We start from the raw sequence: 18,499 nt of genomic DNA on the forward strand, positions 1-18,499 counted from the left end.
AGCTGCTGTTCCGATTGCGTTCACCGCATCAGACCGGGTTATCCGGAACTCCACAGGCACTCGGATCCGTCGATCCGCCTTCAGCAAGAGGACACGCAGCATGCTCAACTTCATCGCCCTCATCGACTCCGCCACCGCCAACTCGGTCGACACCAACGTGCTCGTCAACAACTTCCTCAGCGCGTTCATCACCGGTTCGGCCGGCTCGCAGAGCAACAACGGCGGCGCCATCTCCTGAGCGCACACCGCGCGAAACGCACTTCGGCCCCCGCTCCGGATTCGGAGCGGGGGCCGAAGTCTTTCAGGCCCTAGCGGATCAGCGGTAGTCGCTGAAGCCGTAGTCGTCCAGCGGCACGGCAGCGCCGGTGGAGGCACCGAAGCTGTCCGGGCTGTAGTAGGTGTCGTCGTAGGACGGCACCGCGTACGCCGCGTTGCGAGCCTCTTCGGTCGGCTGCACCTGGATGTTGCGGTAACGGTTGATACCGGTACCGGCCGGGATCAGCTTGCCGATGATCACGTTCTCCTTGAGACCGATCAGCTTGTCGGAGCGGCAGTTGATCGCCGCGTCCGTCAGCACGCGAGTGGTCTCCTGGAACGACGCCGCCGACAGCCACGAATCGGTGGCCAGCGACGCCTTGGTGATACCCATCAGCACCGGACGACCCGAAGCCGGCTCGCCGCCCTCGGCCACCACGCGACGGTTCGCTGCCTCGAACTCGGCACGCTCGGTGAGCGAACCGGGCAGGAACTCCGTGGCGCCCGAATCGATGATCGTCACGCGACGCAGCATCTGGCGCACGATGACCTCGATGTGCTTGTCGTGGATCGACACGCCCTGGCTCCGGTAGACCTCCTGGACCTCGTGGACCAGGTGGACCTGAACCTGACGCGGGCCCATCACGCGCAGCACCTCGTGCGGATCGGCAGCGCCCTCGAGCAGCTGCTGACCGACCTCCACGTGGTCACCATCGGAGAGCAGGCGCTCGGAGCCGTCCTCGTGCTTGAACACACGCAGACGCTGACGCTTCGAGAGCTTGTCGTAGACGACTTCCTCGCTCCCGTCGTCCGGGATGATGGTGATCTTGTAGAAGCGGTCGTCGTCCTCCAGCCGGACCCGGCCGGAGATCTCCGCGATCGGGGCCTTGCCCTTGGGGACACGCGCCTCGAACAGCTCCTGGACACGCGGCAGACCGCCGGTGATGTCGTCGCCGGCGACGCCACCCTGGTGGAAGGTACGCATGGTCAGCTGGGTACCGGGCTCACCGATGGACTGGGCGGCGACGATGCCGACGGCCTCGCCGATGTCGACCAGCTTGCCGGTGGCCATCGAGCGGCCGTAGCAGGTGGCGCAGACGCCGGTGCCGGTGGTGCAGGTCAGCACGGAGCGGACCTTCACCTCGGTGATACCGGCCTCGAGCAGCGCCTCCAGCGCCGGGTCGCCGAGATCGGCGCCCTTGGCCACGATCACGTTGCCCGCCGCATCGAGCGCGTCGGAGGCCAGCGTGCGGGCGTAGGTCGAGGTCTCGACATGCGCGTCGCGAATGATCGAGCCGTCGGCCTGACGCTCGGCGATCGGCACCACGATGCCCCGCTCGGTGCCGCAGTCGTGCTCGCGCACGATCACGTCCTGCGAGACGTCCACCAGACGACGGGTCAGGTAACCCGAGTCGGCGGTGCGCAGCGCGGTGTCGGCCAGACCCTTACGCGCGCCGTGGGTGTTGATGAAGTACTCCAGAACCGTCAGGCCCTCACGGAAGGAGGACTTGATCGGACGCGGGATGAACTCACCCTTCGGGTTCGTCACCAGGCCCTTCATACCGGCGAGGGTACGGGTCTGGGTGAAGTTACCCGTGGCGCCCGAGTCCACGATCGTGATGATCGGGTTGTCGGCCGGGTAGTGCGCGCGCAGCGCCTTACCGACCTCTTCGGTAGCCTCCTGCCAGATCTTCACCAGGGCGTTGTTGCGCTCCTGGTGATCGAGCGCACCACGCTGGTACTTCTTCTCGATCTGATCGGACTGCGCCTCGTAGCGCTCCATGATCTCGGCCTTCTCCGGCGGAACGAGCACGTCCGACATGGAGACGGTGACACCCGAACGCGTGGCCCAGTAGAAGCCGGCGTCCTTGAGCTTGTCGACGGTCTGGGCGACCACGATCATCGGGTAGCGCTCGGCGAGATCGTTGATGATCGTCGCCTGCCGCTTCTTCGGCATCGGCTCGTTGATGAACGCGTAGTCCGCGGGCAGCAGTTCGTTGAACAGCACCCGGCCCAGCGTGGTCTCGACGGTCCACGCGTCGCCGCGCTGCCAGCCGTCGGGGAACAGCTCGGCCTCGACGTCCTTGGGCGGACGCTGCGTGGTCAGGCGAACCTTGATCAACGAGCGCACGGTCAGCTCGCCGCGGTCGACGGCCATCTGCGCCTCGGCGGGCGAGGAGTAGACGCCGAACTCCGGGGAGTCCGCGGTCGCGGGCCGGTACCGGCCCTTGGCGTTCTCGTCCAGACGGGTCAGGTAGTACAGACCGGTGACCATGTCCAGACGGGGCATGGCCAGCGGGCGACCCGAGGCGGGCGAGAGGATGTTGTTCGAGGACAGCATCAGGATGCGCGCCTCGGCCTGCGCCTCGGCCGACAGCGGCAGATGGACGGCCATCTGGTCACCGTCGAAGTCGGCGTTGAAGGCCTCACAGACCAGCGGGTGCAGCTGGATGGCCTTGCCTTCCACCAGCTGCGGCTCGAAGGCCTGGATGCCCAGGCGGTGCAGGGTGGGCGCGCGGTTGAGCAGCACGGGGTGCTCGGCGATGACCTCTTCGAGGACGTCCCACACCTGCGGCCGCTGCCGCTCGACCATCCGCTTGGCGGACTTGATGTTCTGCGCGTGGTTCAGATCCACCAGTCGCTTCATCACGAACGGCTTGAACAGCTCCAGCGCCATCAGCTTGGGCAGACCGCACTGGTGCAGCTTGAGCTGCGGGCCGACGACGATGACGGAACGACCCGAGTAGTCGACGCGCTTGCCGAGCAGGTTCTGGCGGAACCGGCCCTGCTTGCCCTTGAGCAGATCCGACAGCGACTTGAGCGGGCGGTTGCCCGGACCGGTCACCGGACGGCCGCGGCGGCCGTTGTCGAACAGCGCGTCCACGGACTCCTGCAGCATCCGCTTCTCGTTGTTGACGATGATCTCGGGCGCGCCGAGGTCGATCAGTCGCTTGAGGCGGTTGTTGCGGTTGATCACGCGGCGGTACAGATCGTTCAGGTCGGAGGTGGCGAAGCGGCCACCATCGAGCTGAACCATCGGGCGCAGCTCCGGCGGGATCACCGGAACCGCGTCGAGCACCATGCCCATCGGCGAGTTGCCGTTGGCCTGGAAGGCCGCGACGACCTTGAGCCGCTTGAGCGCGCGCAGCTTCTTCTGGCCCTTGCCGGAGCGAATGGTCTCGCGCAGCGACTCGGCCTCGGCGTCGATGTCGAAGTTCTCCATCAGCTTCTGGATGGACTCCGCGCCCATCGCGCCGGTGAAGTACTCGCCGTAGCGGTCGACCAGCTCGCGGTAGAGGACCTCGTCCACGATCAGCTGCTTGACCGAGAGCTTGGTGAAGGTGTTCCAGATCTCGTCGAGCCGGTCCAGCTCACGCTGGGCGCGATCGCGCAGCTGGCGCATCTCGCGCTCGCCGCCGTCCTTGACCTTGCGGCGGACGTCGGACTTGGCGCCCTCGGCCTCCAGCTCGGCCAGGTCGGCTTCCAGCTTCTGCGCGCGGGCCTCGAGATCGGCGTCGCGCTGATCGGCGACCGCCTTCTTCTCGACCTCCATCTCGGCTTCGAGCGTGGACAGCTCGTTGTGGCGCAGTTCCTCGTCGACGGCGACGATCACGTAGGCGGCGAAGTAGATGATCTTCTCGAGATCCTTCGGCGCCAGGTCGAGCAGGTAGCCCAGGCGCGAGGGCACACCCTTGAAGTACCAGATGTGGGTGACCGGCGCGGCCAGCTCGATGTGGCCCATCCGCTCACGGCGCACCTTGGCGCGAGTCACCTCGACACCACAGCGCTCACAGATGATGCCCTTGAAGCGCACGCGCTTGTACTTGCCGCAGTAGCACTCCCAGTCCCGGGTGGGACCGAAGATCTTCTCGCAGAACAGGCCGTCCTTCTCCGGCTTGAGCGTGCGGTAGTTGATGGTCTCCGGCTTCTTCACCTCGCCGTAGGACCACTGGCGGATGTCGTCGGCGGTGGCCAGGCCGATCCGGAGTTCATCGAAGAAGTTGACGTCTAGCACGTAACTTCCTTTCCCCTGTGCGGGTCGAATTCGAGCAAGAGTTCACTAGTGAGGTCCGGCAGGGTTCCCCGGCCGAACTCGTATCGAGCGCGGGAGGGCGGACGCGCGTGGCCGGCGTCCGCCCCGCTCCGCCTAGTTCGCCAGATCGTCGACGGTGGCCGCTTCGTTCCTGGACAGGTTGATGCCCAGGTTCGCCGCGGCGCGCTCCAGATCCTCGTCCTCGCCTTCGCGCAACTCGATCGCGGCGCCGTCCGAGGACAGCACCTCGACGTTGAGGCACAGCGACTGGAGTTCCTTGAGGAGCACCTTGAACGATTCCGGAATGCCCGGCTCCGGAATGTTCTCGCCCTTGACGATCGCCTCGTAGACCTTCACACGGCCCACCACGTCGTCGGACTTGATGGTCAGCAGTTCCTGCAGGGTGTAGGCGGCACCGTAGGCCTGCATCGCCCAGCACTCCATCTCACCGAAGCGCTGGCCACCGAACTGCGCCTTACCACCGAGCGGCTGCTGGGTGATCATCGAGTACGGGCCGGTCGAACGGGCGTGGATCTTGTCGTCGACCAGGTGGTGCAGCTTGAGGATGTACATGTAGCCGACGGCCACCGGGTACGGGAACGGCTCGCCGGAGCGACCGTCGAACAGCACCGCCTTGCCGTTGTCGTCGACCATCCGCTCGCCGTCGCGGTTGGGCAGCGTCGAGCCGAGCAGGCCGGTGAGCTCCTCCTCGCGGGCGCCGTCGAACACCGGGGTGGCGATATTGGAGTTCTGCGGGGCGCCCCACATCTCCTCCGGCAGCGCCGCGGCCCAGTCGGGGTTGCCCTCGACCTGCCAGCCCGCCTTGCCGATCCAGCCCAGGTGGGTCTCCAGGATCTGGCCGATGTTCATACGACGCGGCACACCGTGGGTGTTCAGGATGATGTCGACCGGGGTGCCGTCGGGCAGGAACGGCATGTCCTCGGTGGGGAGGATCTTGCCGATGACGCCCTTGTTGCCGTGGCGGCCGGCGAGCTTGTCGCCGTCCTGGATCTTGCGCTTCTGCGCCACGTACACCCGGACCAGCTCGTTGACGCCGGGGGGCAGATCGTCGTCGTCCTCGCGGGAGAACACGCGGATGCCGATGACCTTGCCGGACTCGCCGTGCGGCACCTTCAGCGAGGTGTCGCGGACCTCGCGGGCCTTCTCACCGAAGATCGCGCGCAGCAGCCGCTCCTCGGGGGTCAGCTCGGTCTCGCCCTTCGGGGTGACCTTGCCGACGAGGATGTCGCCGTCGCGGACCTCGGCGCCGATGCGGACGATGCCGCGCTCGTCGAGATCGGCCAGCACCTCGTCGGAGACGTTCGGGATGTCCCGGGTGATCTCCTCGGCGCCCAGCTTGGTGTCACGCGCGTCGATCTCGTGCTCCTCGATGTGGATCGAGGTCAGCACGTCGTCCTCCACGAGGCGCTGCGACAGGATGATCGCGTCCTCGTAGTTGTGGCCCTCCCACGGCATGATCGCCACGAGCAGGTTCTTGCCCAGGGCCATCTCACCGTTCTCGGTGCACGGCCCGTCGGCCAGGACCTGGCCCTTCTCCACGCGCTGGCCCTCGTCCACGATCGGACGCTGGTTGGAGCAGGTGCCCTGGTTGGAGCGGTTGAACTTGCGCATGCGGTAGCTCTTGCGGCTGCCGTCGTCGGCCATCACGGTGACGTAATCGGCCGAGACCTCCTCGACCACGCCCGCCTTCTCGTTCACCACGACATCGCCGGCGTCGACGGCAGCGCGCAGTTCCATGCCGGTGCCCACGATGGGGGCCTCGGAACGGATCAGCGGCACGGCCTGACGCTGCATGTTCGCGCCCATGAGGGCACGGTTGGCGTCGTCGTGCTCGAGGAACGGGATCATCGCGGTCGCGACCGAGACCATCTGGCGCGGCGAGACGTCCATGAAGTCGACCTCGGCGGCCGCGACGTATTCCATCTCCTCGTTGCCGCGGCGGCACAGCACCCGGTCCTCGAGGAAGGTGCCGTCGGGGCCGACCGGCGAATTGGCCTGGGCACGCACGTGCCGGTCCTCTTCGTCGGCGGTGAGGTAGACGACCTCGTCGGTGACCCGGCCCTCGACGACCCGGCGGTACGGGGTCTCGATGAAGCCGAACGGGTTGACCCGCGCGTACACCGACAGCGAGCCGATCAGGCCGATGTTCGGGCCTTCCGGGGTCTCGATCGGGCACATGCGGCCGTAGTGCGAGGGGTGCACGTCGCGCACTTCCAGGCCGGCGCGCTCACGGGACAGACCACCGGGGCCCAGCGCCGACAGGCGGCGCTTGTGGGTCAGACCCGACAGCGGGTTGTTCTGGTCCATGAACTGCGACAGCTGGGAGGTTCCGAAGAACTCCTTGATCGCGGCGACGACCGGGCGGATGTTGATCAGCGACTGCGGCGTGATGGCCTCGACGTCCTGGGTGGTCATGCGCTCGCGCACGACGCGCTCCATACGCGACAGACCGACCCGGATCTGGTTCTGGATCAGCTCGCCCACGGTGCGCAGACGACGGTTGCCGAAGTGGTCGATGTCGTCGACCTCGACGGGCACCTCGTCGCCGCCGGGAGCGGTCATCACCTTGTCGCCCGCGTGCAGGCGCACCAGGTACTCGATGGTGGTGACGATGTCGTCCCGTGTCAGCACCGAACCGGTGACCGGGGCGCCCAGGTTGATGCCGAGCTTCTTGTTGATCTTGTAGCGACCGACGCGGGCCAGGTCGTAGCGCTTCTCCTTGAAGAACAGGTTCTCCAGCAGGGTCTGCGCGGACTCCTTGGTCGGCGGCTCGCCCGGACGCAGCTTGCGGTAGATGTCCAGCAGCGCCTCGTCCTGACCGGCGGTGTTGTCCTTCTCCAGGGTGGACATCATGATCTCGGAGAAACCGAAACGCTCGGTGATCTCCTCGGTGCTCCAGCCCAGCGCCTTGAGCAGCACGGTGACCGGCTGACGGCGCTTGCGGTCGATGCGCACACCGACGGTGTCGCGCTTGTCGACGTCGAACTCGAGCCAGGCGCCGCGCGAGGGGATCACACGCACGCTGTGCAGATCCTTCTCGGTGCCCTTGTCGATGCTGTGGTCGAAGTAGACGCCCGGCGAGCGGACGAGCTGGGACACGACGACGCGCTCGGTGCCGTTGATGATGAACGTGCCCTTGTCGGTCATCATCGGGAAGTCACCCATGAAGACCGTCTGGCTCTTGATCTCACCGGTGTTGTTGTTGATGAACTCCGCGGTGACGAACAGCGGAGCGGCGTAGGTCATGTCCTTTTCTTTGCACTCGTCGATCGAGGCCTTGACCTCTTCGAAGCGAGGATCGGAGAAGGACAGGGACATGGAGCCGGAGAAGTCCTCGATGGGTGAGAGCTCCTCGAGCACCTCCTCCAGTCCACCGACCAGTCCGACGTCGCCGCGAGCGGCGGACCGCTCACGCCATTCCGGCGAACCGATCAACCAGGCGAACGATTCCGTTTGTAGATCGAGAAGTCCGGGCACCTCCAAGGGCTCACGAATCTTCGCGAAAGACACCCGCTTCGGGGCTCCGGGGATTCCGGCAACTGCCTTGGTCTGGGTGGAGACTGCCAAGATGCGTCCTTCCAGCACCTCACGCGCGTCGCGTGGTGGTCCGCGACCGTCGCTTGCTTCTGCTACGAATTCCGCTGGTTACAACCCGAACGAAACTCGAGCAGGCAACGACGGAAGCAACACCGGAAGGGTGGAACTCACGTGTGCGAATCGAGGTATGGACAGGAGGCAGCCAGCGCAACGTCCAAACTTACACCCCTAGGCACGGACATGTCAAAGTACCATCCGTGTGATCCAGCACGCCGACGGCGCGCCGAGCTTCTCCGCTCCCCGTAACGCTGGCTGCGCCGGGAGCCGCGGAGTCGGTCGGACCGCCTCTGACAGCTAGCACTGTTGTCTCATAGCGTGACGGGTCGGGCGAAACTCGTCAAGTGGCAGGATCAGCCCGCGCCGATCGAGATGGGCTGCGCGAGTAGAAGTTCGCAGGTCGGGCAGGTTCACCGGGGCGATCCGGCACGGCGGAAGCGATCCCACGCCGACATCTCCTCATGACGAAAAGAATGCCGGTGCGATATGGAAAATCGCACCGGCACACGGCTTTTCGGGCCCTGCCCGACAGGTGATCAGTGTTTGGTCAGGTCCTGGCGCACGGTGGTGTCGTAGGAGCCGACCGAGTTGTCGGAGTTGTCGAAGTTGCCGGAGTAGGCGGGGAGAACCTGGGTGTCGTCGTTCTCGGCCAGCGAGTCGTTGATCGCGGTCTGCGCGGCCGGCGGCAGGGTGTGCATGATCTCGCGCACCCGCGCCTGACGACGGCCCACGGCCTGACGTACCGGCATGCCCGGGGTAGCCCGCATCTGCGGGATGATGCCCTCGACCTCTTCGGCGCCGCCGTGGTGATGACCGGCATCGACCATGGCCTGCTCGCGCGCCATCTGCGCCTCGTCCTTCTCCTCCGACATACCGATCGGGCCGATCATGCGGCCGTTGAGGAACTGCTTGACCACCGGCTCATCGGAGGTCAGCAGCACCTCACGCGGGCCGAACATCACCAACTGACGGCGGAACAACATGCCGATGTTGTCGGGCACCGTCCGCGCCAGATTGATGTTGTGGGTCACGATCAGGATCGTCGCGTCGATCTGCGCGTTGATATCGATCAACAACTGCGACAGATACGAGGTACGCACCGGGTCCAGACCCGAGTCCGGCTCGTCGACCAGAATGATCTGCGGATCCAACACCAACGCCCGCGCCAGACCAGCACGCTTGCGCATACCACCGGAGATCTCCCCCGGCAGCTTGCCCTCCGCACCCAGCAGACCCGTGAGCTCCAGCTTCTCCATCACGATCTGCCGGATCTCCGACTCCGACTTCTTGGTGTGCTCGCGCAGCGGGAAGGCGACATTGTCGAACAGGTTCATCGACCCGAACAACGCACCGTCCTGGAACAACACCCCGAACAGCTTGCGGATCTCGTAGAGCTCCTTGTTCGAACACGTCGTGATGTCGGTGTCGCCGATGAAGATCGACCCCCGCTCCGGCCGCAACAGCCCGATCAGCGACTTCAGGAACACCGACTTACCCGTACCCGACGGACCGAGCAGGGCGCTGACCTCACCGGCGGGAATCGTGAGCGAGACATCCTGCCAAATACGCTGCGAACCGAAGGACTTCGTCACACCCTCTGTTCTGACCTCGACGCCCACGCAAACCTCCACAATTCTCGGCGAGCCCCCACCGGGTACACAGATGACAGACGGTGCGTCACATCACAGTGGGTTCGGTCACTCTAACTCATGGATGTGACGGATACACCGCCACCTGACCGAAGAGTAACCACGCCGATGCGCCGAATTGCCCATTTCTCCCGAAAATGGCGAACGGGCGGCCCCCGCAATGGGGACCGCCCGTGGAAGTAATTCGGTGGAATTACTTGACGGAGACCTTGGCGCCGGCCTCTTCCAGCTTCGCCTTGGCGGCCTCGGCGGCATCCTTGGCGACCTTCTCCAGGATCGGCTTCGGGGCGCCCTCGACCAGGTCCTTGGCTTCCTTCAGGCCCAGGCCGGAGACGATCTCGCGGACCACCTTGATGACCTGGATCTTCTTGTCGCCGGCACCCTCGAGGATGACGTCGAACTCGTCCTGCTCCTCGGCGGCCTCGGCCGGAGCGGCAGCGCCACCGACAGCGGCGACGGCGACCGGAGCAGCGGCGGTGACCTCGAACTTCTCCTCGAACTTCTTGACGAAGTCCGACAGCTCGAGCAGGGTCATGTTGCCGAAGGTCTCGAGCAGTTCGTCAACGTTGGCCATTGTTGTTTCCTTTCGATTTAAAAGTATGCAGGGGGTATTTATTCGCGGAAATTATTCCGCGCCGCCTTCGGTCCGCTTCTTCTCCTCGAGCGCGGCGGCCAGGCGGGCCACCTGCGACGCGGGAGCGTTGAACAGACCGGCAGCCTTCGCCAGGTTGCCCTTCAGCGCGCCGGCCAGCTTGGCCAGCAGGACCTCGCGGGTCTCCAGGTCGGCAATCTGCTCGACTTCGGCGACGGACAGCGCATTGCCGTCCATGTAGCCGCCCTTGATGACGAGCGCCTTGTTGTCCTTCGCGAAGGTCTTGAGCGCCTTGGCCGCGTTGACCGGTTCACCGGTGATGAAGGTGATCGCGGTGGGACCGACGAACAGCTCGTCCAGACCCTCGACGCCCGCCTCGGCGGCCGCCCGCTTGACCAGGGTGTTCTTGGCGACGGAGTAGGTGGCCTCGTCACCGAGCGCGCGACGCAGTTCGGTGAGCTTGCCGACGGACAGGCCACGGTATTCGGTGACCACGGTGGCCGTCGAGTTCTTGAACTGCTCAGCGATCTCCGCGACCGCGGTGACCTTCTCAGCCTTTGCCATACTTCGCCTCCTCTCTGATGCTCGGTTGGTGTCTCCCCCTACCGATCACCGCGGGAGTCTGCTGCGGGAAAGTCCCCGGCAACACGAACGCCCCGGACGCAGAGCGTTCCGGGGCGCATCGGAAAGACCTATTACGAGCTCGCGCTCGAATGGGGCTCCCAGCCTCGGCTCTCCCTGCGTGGGCCGCCGGCGGATGCCGGACCTTCGGCCGAACCCTGACGGGGACGGCGACCAACGGTCTTCGGTAGAACGGATTGGGTAGCGATCGAACAAGTCGACAACTTCCGAACAGAGTACCCGGTAGGCCCCTCATCTGCCAAAACGGGTCGGCTCCGGGCGGATCCGGTCGCGCGCGGCCGTCTCCTCAGCGACTCGGCGCTGCCGACGTGATCGCCTGCGCGGCAAGCGCGTTCACGGACTCGGCGGCGACGCTGCGGAACGCCGCAGCGGCCACCAGGCCGTCGTCACCGATATCGGCGGCGAGGACCGGGCTGTGCAGGCAGGCCGTGTTCACCACCGCGGCGCCGACGTAACCGAGCACGCTCGCCAAGGTCGCGATCGCACCGTCGCCACGCCCCTCCGGGGCCACGCACAGCCACGCGACCGGCTTCTCGTACAGGTCGGCGGTACCCACGGTCCAGTCCAGCAGGTTCTTCAGCGCGCCGGGCAAGGTGCCCGCGTACTCCGGCGTCGAGAACAGGACCGCGTCGGCCCGGGCCAGTTCGGCGCGCAAGGCGACGACCGCGGGGAACTGCTCCGGGTCGGCGCCGGGCACGAAGGCGGGCAACTCGCGCAGGCCGCCGTAGAGCCGCGCGTGGACCCGGCCGGTAGCGTCCGCGGCCACGGTGCGCAGAGCGGCGGTGTTGGTGGATCCGTCGCGGGTGCTGCCGGAGATCAGCAGGATCGTGGTCGTAGCGGGGCCGGGCGTCTCGAGCGTGGTCATGCCGGGATCAACCGGGCGGTGCGGCCGGTTACTCCCGCCGAAACGCCGTGAGGGTGGGAACGCTCGAAAGCGTTCCCACCCTCACGGACGGATCAGGGGTTACCTGTCGATGCTCACGCGTCCTCGTCGAGGAGGTTGCGGGTGCGGTTCGGGTCCACCGGGATGCCCGGTCCGGTGTTCGTCGAGACCGTCACCTTCTTGACGTAGCGGCCCTTCGCGGTGGAGGGCTTGACGCGCAGGATCTCGTCCAGCGCGGCGCCGTAGTTCTCCACCAGCTTGGCGTCGTCGAAGGACGCCTTGCCGATCACGAAGTGCAGGTTGGCCTGCTTGTCGACGCGGAAGTTGATCTTGCCGCCCTTGATGTCGTTGACGGCCTTGGTCACATCGTTGGTGACCGTGCCCGTCTTCGGGTTCGGCATCAGACCGCGCGGGCCGAGGACACGCGCGATACGGCCGACCTTGGCCATCTGGTCCGGGGTGGCGATCGCGGCGTCGAAGTCCAGCCAGCCGCCCTGGATGCGCTCGATCAGATCCTCGGCGCCCACCGCGTCAGCGCCCGCGGCCTCGGCCTCGGCAGCCTTCTCGCCGGCCGCGAACACGATGACGCGGGCGGTCTTACCGGTGCCGTGCGGCAGGTTCACGGTGCCGCGAACCATCTGATCGGCCTTGCGGGGGTCCACACCGAGACGCACGGCGACCTCGACGGTCGCATCGGTCTTGGTGGTGGCGGTCTCCTTGGCCAGCCGCGCGGCGGCCAGCGGGGAGTAGAGCTTGTCGCGATCGACCTTCTCGGCCGCGGCGAGGTACGCCTTGCTTCGTTTTGCCATGATTGTCTGTCCTTCGTGGTTCAGAAGTGGTTCACGGGTCTGGCCGACCCTCCCACCGAGTTCTTGCCCGAGGGCTCGGTGCCGAGGCTCACGCCTCGACGGTGATACCCATCGAACGAGCGGTACCGGCGATGATCTTCGCGGCCTGATCGATGTCGTTGGCGTTGAGATCTTCCATCTTGGTCTTGGCGATCTCGCGCACCTGGTCCATGGTCACCTTGGCGACCTTGTTGCGGTGCGGCTCGGCCGAGCCCTTCTGCACACCGGCGGCCTTGAGCAGCAGCTTGGCGGCGGGCGGGGTCTTCAGCTTGAAGTCGAAGGTCCGGTCCTCGTACACCGAGATCTCGACCGGAATGACGTTGCCACGCTGCGACTCGGTCGCGGCGTTGTACGCCTTGCAGAACTCCATGATGTTGACGCCGTGCTGGCCGAGAGCGGGGCCGACCGGCGGAGCCGGGTTCGCCTGACCGGCCTGGATCTGAAGCTTGATGATCCCGGCGAGCTTCTTCTTCTTGGGGGGCATCTTTCTTTCCTAGGTGTTGGTGTCCTTGCTGTGTGCAAGCCTCGCGTAAGTCGAACCCGCGGCGCGGGCCGAACCATCCCGTCGCCGGCCGCCAAGGCCGCGACGGAAGCAACTAGATCTTCGCGACCTGGGTGAAGGCCAGCTCGACCGGGGTCTCGCGGCCGAAGATCGACACGAGCACCTTGAGCTTCTGCTGCTCGGCGTTGACCTCGGAAATGCTGGCGGGCAGCGTCGCGAACGGGCCGTCCATCACCGTCACCGACTCGCCGACCTCGAAGTCGACCTCGATGACCGGCTTGGGCGCCACATCGCCCGCACCGGACTCGGCGCTCGCGGCGGCAGCGGCGGCGGGCGCCTTCTTCTGCTGCGAGGCAGGCACCAGGAACTTCACCACGTCGTCGATGGACAACGGAGAGGGCCGGGAGGTGGCGCCGACGAAGCCGGTGACGCCGGGGGTGTTGCGCACCGCGCCCCACGACTCGTCGTTGAGCTCCATGCGCACGAGGATGTAGCCGGGCAGCACCTTGCGGTTGACGTTCTTGCGCTGGCCGTTCTTGATCTCGGTGACCTCTTCGGTCGGCACCTCGACCTGGAAGATGTACTCCTCGAGGTCCAGGTTCTGGACGCGGGTCTCGAGGTTGGCCTTCACCTTGTTCTCGTAGCCGGCGTAGGAGTGGATGACGTACCAGTCACCCGGCTTACTGCGCAGCACGGCCTTCATCTCGGCCACCGGGTCGGCCGGCTCCTCGGGTGCAGCGGGCACGGGGGCGGCGTCCGCCTCCGGCGCTTCTTCGGCCACAGGTCCCTCGGCGGGCGCCACGTCGTCCACCTCGTCGTGGGCCTGATCGGCCACCACGTCGTCGACCGGGAACTCGTCGTTGGTGTCGTTCTCCGGGGTGCTCACTGGGGCACTCGCTTCCTGTGTCGTCACGTACATCCTCTGCGTGCCGGGCCGGGCGCGGCGGAAATCCTCCGCCGGTCCGCCCCGGGGATCGGCTACGTCGTCAGCATCGGCCGAACAGCTGCCGGCGTCAGCCGAACAACCAGTTGACACCCTTGATGAACGCCACATCCAACCCGCTGATGAACGCGACCATGAAGACCACGAACACCAGAACAACGCTCGTATAGGTGACCATCTGCTTCCGGTTCGGCCAGATCACCTTGCGCAGTTCCGCGACGACCTCTCGCAGGAACTTGATCAGCCGCTTGAACGGGTTACCCGAACCCGTTCCGCGGGTGGCCTTGCCGGCGGACTTGACCGCCTTGTTCGACGACCGGTCGATCGTGGCGATCGCACCGGTTTCGACCGAGGAGGACGAGCCGGAGCGGGTCCGCCGTGCCGAGCGCTTACCGCTCGGCCGGTTCACCTCGGCGGTGCCATCGCCATTGTCGGCCGCATGCGCGCCGTGGCGAGTGTCCCGCTCGTCGCTCACGTCGATCCTCTCTCGTCGCTGGCAAAAGGGCAGGGGCGACAGGACTTGAACCTGCAACCTGCGGTTTTGGAGACCGCTGCTCTGCCAGTTGAGCTACGCCCCTTCGGTTGGACCATATGGAACAGCTGTCCAACCACCGTTCGATATTCAGTTGGCCTGGAGGCACCCTACACAACACGCGCGCCGCGTCGGCGTTGCCGGCTCCCGCAGGAACCAGCCCCACAGAGCAGCGCGCAGCGGCTGGTGACCCCAGGTTCCCGAGTGTACTTACCGACCCGCGCAATAGCCAATCCGGCCTACCGCGCCAGGTCAGCCGGTACTCAGGACAGCTGCACGGTCGCGGTCGCGCGACCGAAGATCTTCTTGCCGGCCGACTTGGCGACGATGGCGATCACCGCGGTGCGGGTCTCGGGGTCCACCGACTTCACCTTGCCGGTGTACTCGATCTCGGCGGCGGAATCGGCGGGCACGAACACCGGGCTGGTGAAGCGCACGTTGTATTCCTTGACCGCGCCGGGATCGCCGAGCCAGGACGTGATGAAGCCACCACCCAGGCCCATGGTGAGCATGCCGTGGGCGACCACGTCGTCGAGGCCGACCAGCTTGACGACCTCGTCGCTCCAGTGGATCGGATTCGCGTCACCGGAGACGCCGGCGTAGTTGACCAGATCGCCGCGGGTCAGCCGCACCAGGCGGGCGGGCAGCTCGTCACCGACCGAGACCGAGTCGAAGGCGAGCGCGCGCGTGCTCACGAACGCCTCGGGGATACGGGCCGCCGGGGGCGGCGAACTCGGCACACCGACCTGCGGGTACTCGCCGAGCGGGTGGTGCTCGGGTTCCTCGGGACCGATACCGTGCATCAGCACGTTGCGCACCGCGTCCTGGAGGCCGGGGTCGATGTCGGCGCCGCTGCGGCCGACGAGGGTGGTGTAGGTGGTGAGCACCAGCTCGTCGTTCTGCGCGGTCACGATGTTCTTGGTGACGATGATGTCGCCGCCGAACGCCTGCCGGAAGGAATGCAGGTACACATCACAGGTGAGCTGGTCGCCCACCTGGATCGGGCGGTGGAATTCCAGGATCTGGTCGGTCTGCATGATCTGGCTGAGGTCGTAGCCGGTCACGACCGTCTCGAACAGCTTGCGCTGCGCCAGGATGCCCACCAGGGAGATGAAGGTGAGCGGCGCGGCGAGGCCGTCGTAGCCGTATTCCTGAGCGGCGCTCTCGTCCCAGTGCACCGGGTGGTAGTCCTGCACCGCGCGGGAGTACTCGCGGACTTTCTCGCGCCCGACTTCGTAGTAGTCGTCGACGCGATAGTGGTGACCGACCATGGCCGCCGCGTGCGCCGCGGCGTCGAAGACCTCTTCGCTCGCCTGGACCGCTTGCTGTGTACCGGTGTTCGTTGTCACGGTGGGACTGTACCTATCTGACCCCACAGCCGGGGGGTCGGCGGGGGCATTCACCTCGGATACCTGCCGCGGACAGCACTCAGGGCCGGACGACTGTGCCGTCCGGCCCTGGCGGTCACGCGGAGGATGTCACGCGTGAGAAGTCAGCGGGATTCGCGATGTGCGCGATGCGTGCCACAGTTCGGGCAGAACTTCTTCAGCTCCAGCCGATCCGGGTCGTTACGCCGGTTCTTCTTGGTGATGTAGTTGCGGTGCTTGCACTGCTCGCAGGCCAAGGTGATCTTTGGCCGGACATCGGTGGACTTCGCGGCCACGACTATGCCTTCTTTCCGGGTCGACCTGAATAATCAGTATGGGTAGCGATGGCCGGACTCGAACCGGCGACACAACGATTATGAGTCGTTTGCTCTACCGCCTGAGCTACACCGCCTTATGCGCGGTCTGCCGTCGGCGACGCCGCGGCGAGGTTGCCGAGTCGGACACCACCGGCAATCCGGCGAGCCCCCTAACGGAATCGAACCGTTGACCTTTTCCTTACCATGGAAACGCTCTGCCGACTGAGCTAAGGGGGCATGACTACATCCGCTCCGTTGTCCCTCTGTGCGACTCCGGGGCGGCGACGTCTTGAAAGAGATTACACACACGCTACGGCGAGTACCAAATCGGCTGGTCAGGGCACCTTTTCATGAGGATTCAGCGTGTGCACGGCGATGCCGCGCGCCGCTACTGCCGCGCATCCGGTCGGCGGAATCGCCGCAATGCCGTCGCGGATCGCCGCGGCGGGCCGGCGCGGATGGGTTCCGGGCCGCGCCGGAAATGCCGTTCGACCCCCGGAAATCAGAAGAGCCCCGCCGGCGATTTCTCGCTTGCGGGGCTCATCTGCCGATCTTGTGGCAGGTGTAGGATTCGAACCTACGTAGGCTTTCACCGACAGATTTACAGTCTGCTCCCATTGGCCGCTCGGGCAACCTGCCGTGCCACCGTTGCCGGTGCGTGGACGAGAATACAACGAACCCCCATCCGGAATGCAAACCGGCTGGCCAACGCGGTGCCGCGGGGGGCAGGTACGGCGCTTCGGGGTAGAACTGTCCGGGTAGTGTGCCGACGTCGCCCGTACTCCCGGCCTCGGTGTGCCCGGTAGTGCGTGGAGTCGTCGGATCCCGTGAGGAACAGGAGCGCAGTGTGGCCGATTCGTCATTCGATGTCGTGAGCAAGGTCGACCGGCAGGAGGTCGACAACGCGCTGCATCAGGCGGAGAAGGAGCTGAACACCCGCTACGACTTCCGTGGCACCGGCGCCACGATCGAGTGGTCCGGCGAGGACAAGATCGTGCTGACCGCCGAGGCCGAGGAGCGCGTGAAGGCGGCGCTGGAGGTCTTCAAGGAGAAGCTGATCCGCCGCGACATCTCGCTCAAGGCGTTCGACGCGGGCGAGCCCGCGGCCTCCGGCAAGACTTACAAGATCACCGGCACGCTGGTGCAGGGCATCGACACCGAGCACGCGAAGAAGATCTCGAAGAAGATCCGCGACGAGGGCCCCAAGGGCGTCAAAGCGCAGATCCAGGGCGACGAGCTGCGGGTCAGCAGCAAGAAGCGCGACGACCTGCAGGCGGTGATCGCGCTGCTCAAGGGCGAGGATTTCGGCATCGCCCTGCAGTTCGTCAACTACCGCTGATCGCCCGGCCGTCGGCGACCGGCGGCCGCTCAGCGGTAGGGATCATGGCGGTGCGGGTCGTATCCGCCGCCCGCCAGCGCCTCCAGCCGGGCGATCCGCTCGGCCATCGGGGGGTGGGTGGCGAACAGCCGCGCGGCGCGTTCGCCCGCGCGGAAGGGGTTGACGATCATCAGGTGCGACTGGGCCGTCAGCTGCGGTTCCGGCGGCAGCGGGGCGGCCTGCGCGCCGCGTTCGAGCTTGCGCAGCGCCGAGGCAAGCGCGAGCGGGTCGCCGGTGACCTCCGCGCCGGACCGATCGGCCTCGAATTCGCGCGAGCGCGACACCGCGAGCCTGACCAGTGTGGCGGCGATCGGGCCGAGCAATGAGACGAGCAACACACCGAGCACGTTGCCGCCCTGGCCGTCGCTGTTGTTGTTGCCGCCGAACACGCTCGCGAAGAAGGCCATGTTCGCCAGACCGGAGATGACCGCGGCCATCGCGCCCGCGACCGAGGAGATCAGGATGTCGCGGTTGTAGACGTGCGAGAGTTCGTGGCCGAGCACCGCGCGCAACTCACGTTCGTCCAGGATGCGCAGGATGCCGCTGGTGCAGCAGACCGCCGCGTGGCGGGGGCTGCGGCCGGTGGCGAACGCGTTGGGGGCATTGGTGGGGCTGATGTAGAGCCGGGGCATGGGACGGCGCGCGGTGGTCGCCAGCTCCCGCACGATCCGGTACATCACCGGCGCCTCCAGCTCGCTGACCGGGATCGCCCGCATGGCTCTCAGAGCCAGCTTGTCGCTGTTGAAGTACGCCCAGCCGTTCACCGCCACGGCCAGCACGACGGCGAAGATCAGGATCGTGGTGTTGCCGAACAGGGCTCCGGCGAACACGATCAACGCCGAGAGCCCCGCCATCAGGCCGAACGTCTTGAGATCGTTCGCGAATCCGCGCCCGTGCATGTGCCTCCTGCCGATCCCCCGTCTCTGCGATTCGCCGGCGTCAA

General features: G+C 66.2%; 15 protein-coding genes and 4 tRNA genes. 2 read left to right on the forward strand and 17 right to left on the reverse strand.

All coding sequences use genetic code 11. The annotated features are described in order from the left end of the window. Positions 1-100: 100 nt before the first annotated feature. On the forward strand, positions 101-238 hold the full coding sequence (locus ON26_RS33575; RefSeq protein WP_157171989.1) for a hypothetical protein: 138 nt from the start codon (positions 101-103) through the stop codon (positions 236-238). A gap of 78 nt (positions 239-316) precedes the next feature. On the opposite strand, the gene ON26_RS23905 is transcribed toward ON26_RS33575, so the two are convergent. The 16 genes from ON26_RS23905 to ON26_RS23980 all read right to left on the reverse strand — a co-directional run bounded on the left by ON26_RS23905 (position 317) and on the right by ON26_RS23980 (position 16,817). Next, a complete protein-coding gene (locus ON26_RS23905; protein ID WP_040798774.1) occupies positions 317-4,270 on the reverse strand; it encodes a DNA-directed RNA polymerase subunit beta' in 3,954 nt (1,317 codons plus the stop codon). 132 nt (positions 4,271-4,402) lie between these two features. Next, entirely contained in the window at positions 4,403-7,894 is a 3,492-nt protein-coding gene (gene rpoB, locus ON26_RS23910) for a DNA-directed RNA polymerase subunit beta (RefSeq protein WP_040798777.1), read from the reverse strand. Positions 7,895-8,439: 545 nt separating this feature from the next. Continuing rightward, positions 8,440-9,534: an ABC transporter ATP-binding protein gene (locus tag ON26_RS23915; protein WP_051027448.1), complete on the reverse strand. Its 1,095-nt coding sequence runs from the start codon at positions 9,532-9,534 to the stop codon at positions 8,440-8,442. Positions 9,535-9,745: 211 nt separating this feature from the next. After that, entirely contained in the window at positions 9,746-10,126 is a 381-nt protein-coding gene (gene rplL / locus ON26_RS23920) for a 50S ribosomal protein L7/L12 (protein ID WP_040798782.1), read from the reverse strand. A 51-nt stretch (positions 10,127-10,177) separates the two neighbouring features. Further along, positions 10,178-10,708 carry a 50S ribosomal protein L10 gene (rplJ, locus tag ON26_RS23925; protein ID WP_040798785.1) on the reverse strand — a complete coding sequence of 177 codons (531 nt, stop codon included), beginning with the start codon at positions 10,706-10,708 and terminating at the stop codon, positions 10,178-10,180. A 364-nt stretch (positions 10,709-11,072) separates the two neighbouring features. Then, complete coding sequence (locus tag ON26_RS23930; RefSeq protein WP_051027450.1) at positions 11,073-11,651, reverse strand: NADPH-dependent FMN reductase; 579 nt, start codon at positions 11,649-11,651, stop codon at positions 11,073-11,075. A 113-nt stretch (positions 11,652-11,764) separates the two neighbouring features. Beyond that, positions 11,765-12,478 carry a 50S ribosomal protein L1 gene (gene rplA, locus ON26_RS23935; protein ID WP_040798787.1) on the reverse strand — a complete coding sequence of 238 codons (714 nt, stop codon included), beginning with the start codon at positions 12,476-12,478 and terminating at the stop codon, positions 11,765-11,767. A gap of 88 nt (positions 12,479-12,566) precedes the next feature. Further along, positions 12,567-13,001, reverse strand: coding sequence for a 50S ribosomal protein L11 (gene rplK, locus ON26_RS23940; protein WP_011211649.1), 435 nt, complete (start codon positions 12,999-13,001; stop codon positions 12,567-12,569). A gap of 112 nt (positions 13,002-13,113) precedes the next feature. Continuing rightward, complete coding sequence (gene nusG / locus ON26_RS23945) at positions 13,114-13,905, reverse strand: transcription termination/antitermination protein NusG (RefSeq protein WP_040798790.1); 792 nt, start codon at positions 13,903-13,905, stop codon at positions 13,114-13,116. 127 nt (positions 13,906-14,032) lie between these two features. After that, on the reverse strand, positions 14,033-14,437 hold the full coding sequence (gene secE, locus ON26_RS23950) for a preprotein translocase subunit SecE (RefSeq protein ID WP_040798793.1): 405 nt from the start codon (positions 14,435-14,437) through the stop codon (positions 14,033-14,035). A 30-nt stretch (positions 14,438-14,467) separates the two neighbouring features. Then, positions 14,468-14,540, reverse strand: a tRNA-Trp gene (locus ON26_RS23955). Positions 14,541-14,757: 217 nt separating this feature from the next. Next, the gene (locus ON26_RS23960; protein WP_040798795.1) at positions 14,758-15,843 is read right to left on the reverse strand and encodes a fused (3R)-hydroxyacyl-ACP dehydratase subunits HadA/HadB; all 1,086 of its coding nucleotides are present in this window, start codon (positions 15,841-15,843) and stop codon (positions 14,758-14,760) included. 143 nt (positions 15,844-15,986) lie between these two features. Next, positions 15,987-16,157: a 50S ribosomal protein L33 gene (gene rpmG, locus ON26_RS23965; RefSeq protein ID WP_011211653.1), complete on the reverse strand. Its 171-nt coding sequence runs from the start codon at positions 16,155-16,157 to the stop codon at positions 15,987-15,989. 43 nt (positions 16,158-16,200) lie between these two features. Then, positions 16,201-16,273 (reverse strand) — tRNA-Met (locus ON26_RS23970). Between the two features lie 69 nt (positions 16,274-16,342). Further along, positions 16,343-16,415 (reverse strand) — tRNA-Thr (locus tag ON26_RS23975). A gap of 319 nt (positions 16,416-16,734) precedes the next feature. Beyond that, positions 16,735-16,817 (reverse strand) — tRNA-Tyr (locus tag ON26_RS23980). A gap of 208 nt (positions 16,818-17,025) precedes the next feature. Here ON26_RS23980 and ON26_RS23985 point away from each other — a divergent pair. Then, positions 17,026-17,517 (forward strand): YajQ family cyclic di-GMP-binding protein, encoded by a 492-nt coding sequence (locus ON26_RS23985; protein WP_040798797.1) that lies wholly within the window; start codon positions 17,026-17,028, stop codon positions 17,515-17,517. A gap of 29 nt (positions 17,518-17,546) precedes the next feature. Here ON26_RS23985 and htpX read toward each other — a convergent pair whose 3' ends face one another. Continuing rightward, positions 17,547-18,455, reverse strand: coding sequence for a zinc metalloprotease HtpX (htpX, locus tag ON26_RS23990; RefSeq protein ID WP_040798799.1), 909 nt, complete (start codon positions 18,453-18,455; stop codon positions 17,547-17,549). Positions 18,456-18,499 lie beyond the last annotated feature (44 nt).

Source organism: Nocardia higoensis NBRC 100133, from assembly GCF_000308595.1.
Taxonomy (GTDB): domain Bacteria; phylum Actinomycetota; class Actinomycetes; order Mycobacteriales; family Mycobacteriaceae; genus Nocardia; species Nocardia higoensis.

Coding starts and splice junctions, on each gene's coding strand:
- ON26_RS33575 (WP_157171989.1), top strand. CDS start 101: ATGCTCAACTTCATCGCCCTCATCGACTCCGCCACCGCCAACTCGGTC.
- rplL (WP_040798782.1), bottom strand. CDS start 10,126: ATGGCCAACGTTGACGAACTGCTCGAGACCTTCGGCAACATGACCCTG.
- rplJ (WP_040798785.1), bottom strand. CDS start 10,708: ATGGCAAAGGCTGAGAAGGTCACCGCGGTCGCGGAGATCGCTGAGCAG.
- ON26_RS23930 (WP_051027450.1), bottom strand. CDS start 11,651: ATGACCACGCTCGAGACGCCCGGCCCCGCTACGACCACGATCCTGCTG.
- rplA (WP_040798787.1), bottom strand. CDS start 12,478: ATGGCAAAACGAAGCAAGGCGTACCTCGCCGCGGCCGAGAAGGTCGAT.
- rplK (WP_011211649.1), bottom strand. CDS start 13,001: ATGCCCCCCAAGAAGAAGAAGCTCGCCGGGATCATCAAGCTTCAGATC.
- htpX (WP_040798799.1), bottom strand. CDS start 18,455: ATGCACGGGCGCGGATTCGCGAACGATCTCAAGACGTTCGGCCTGATG.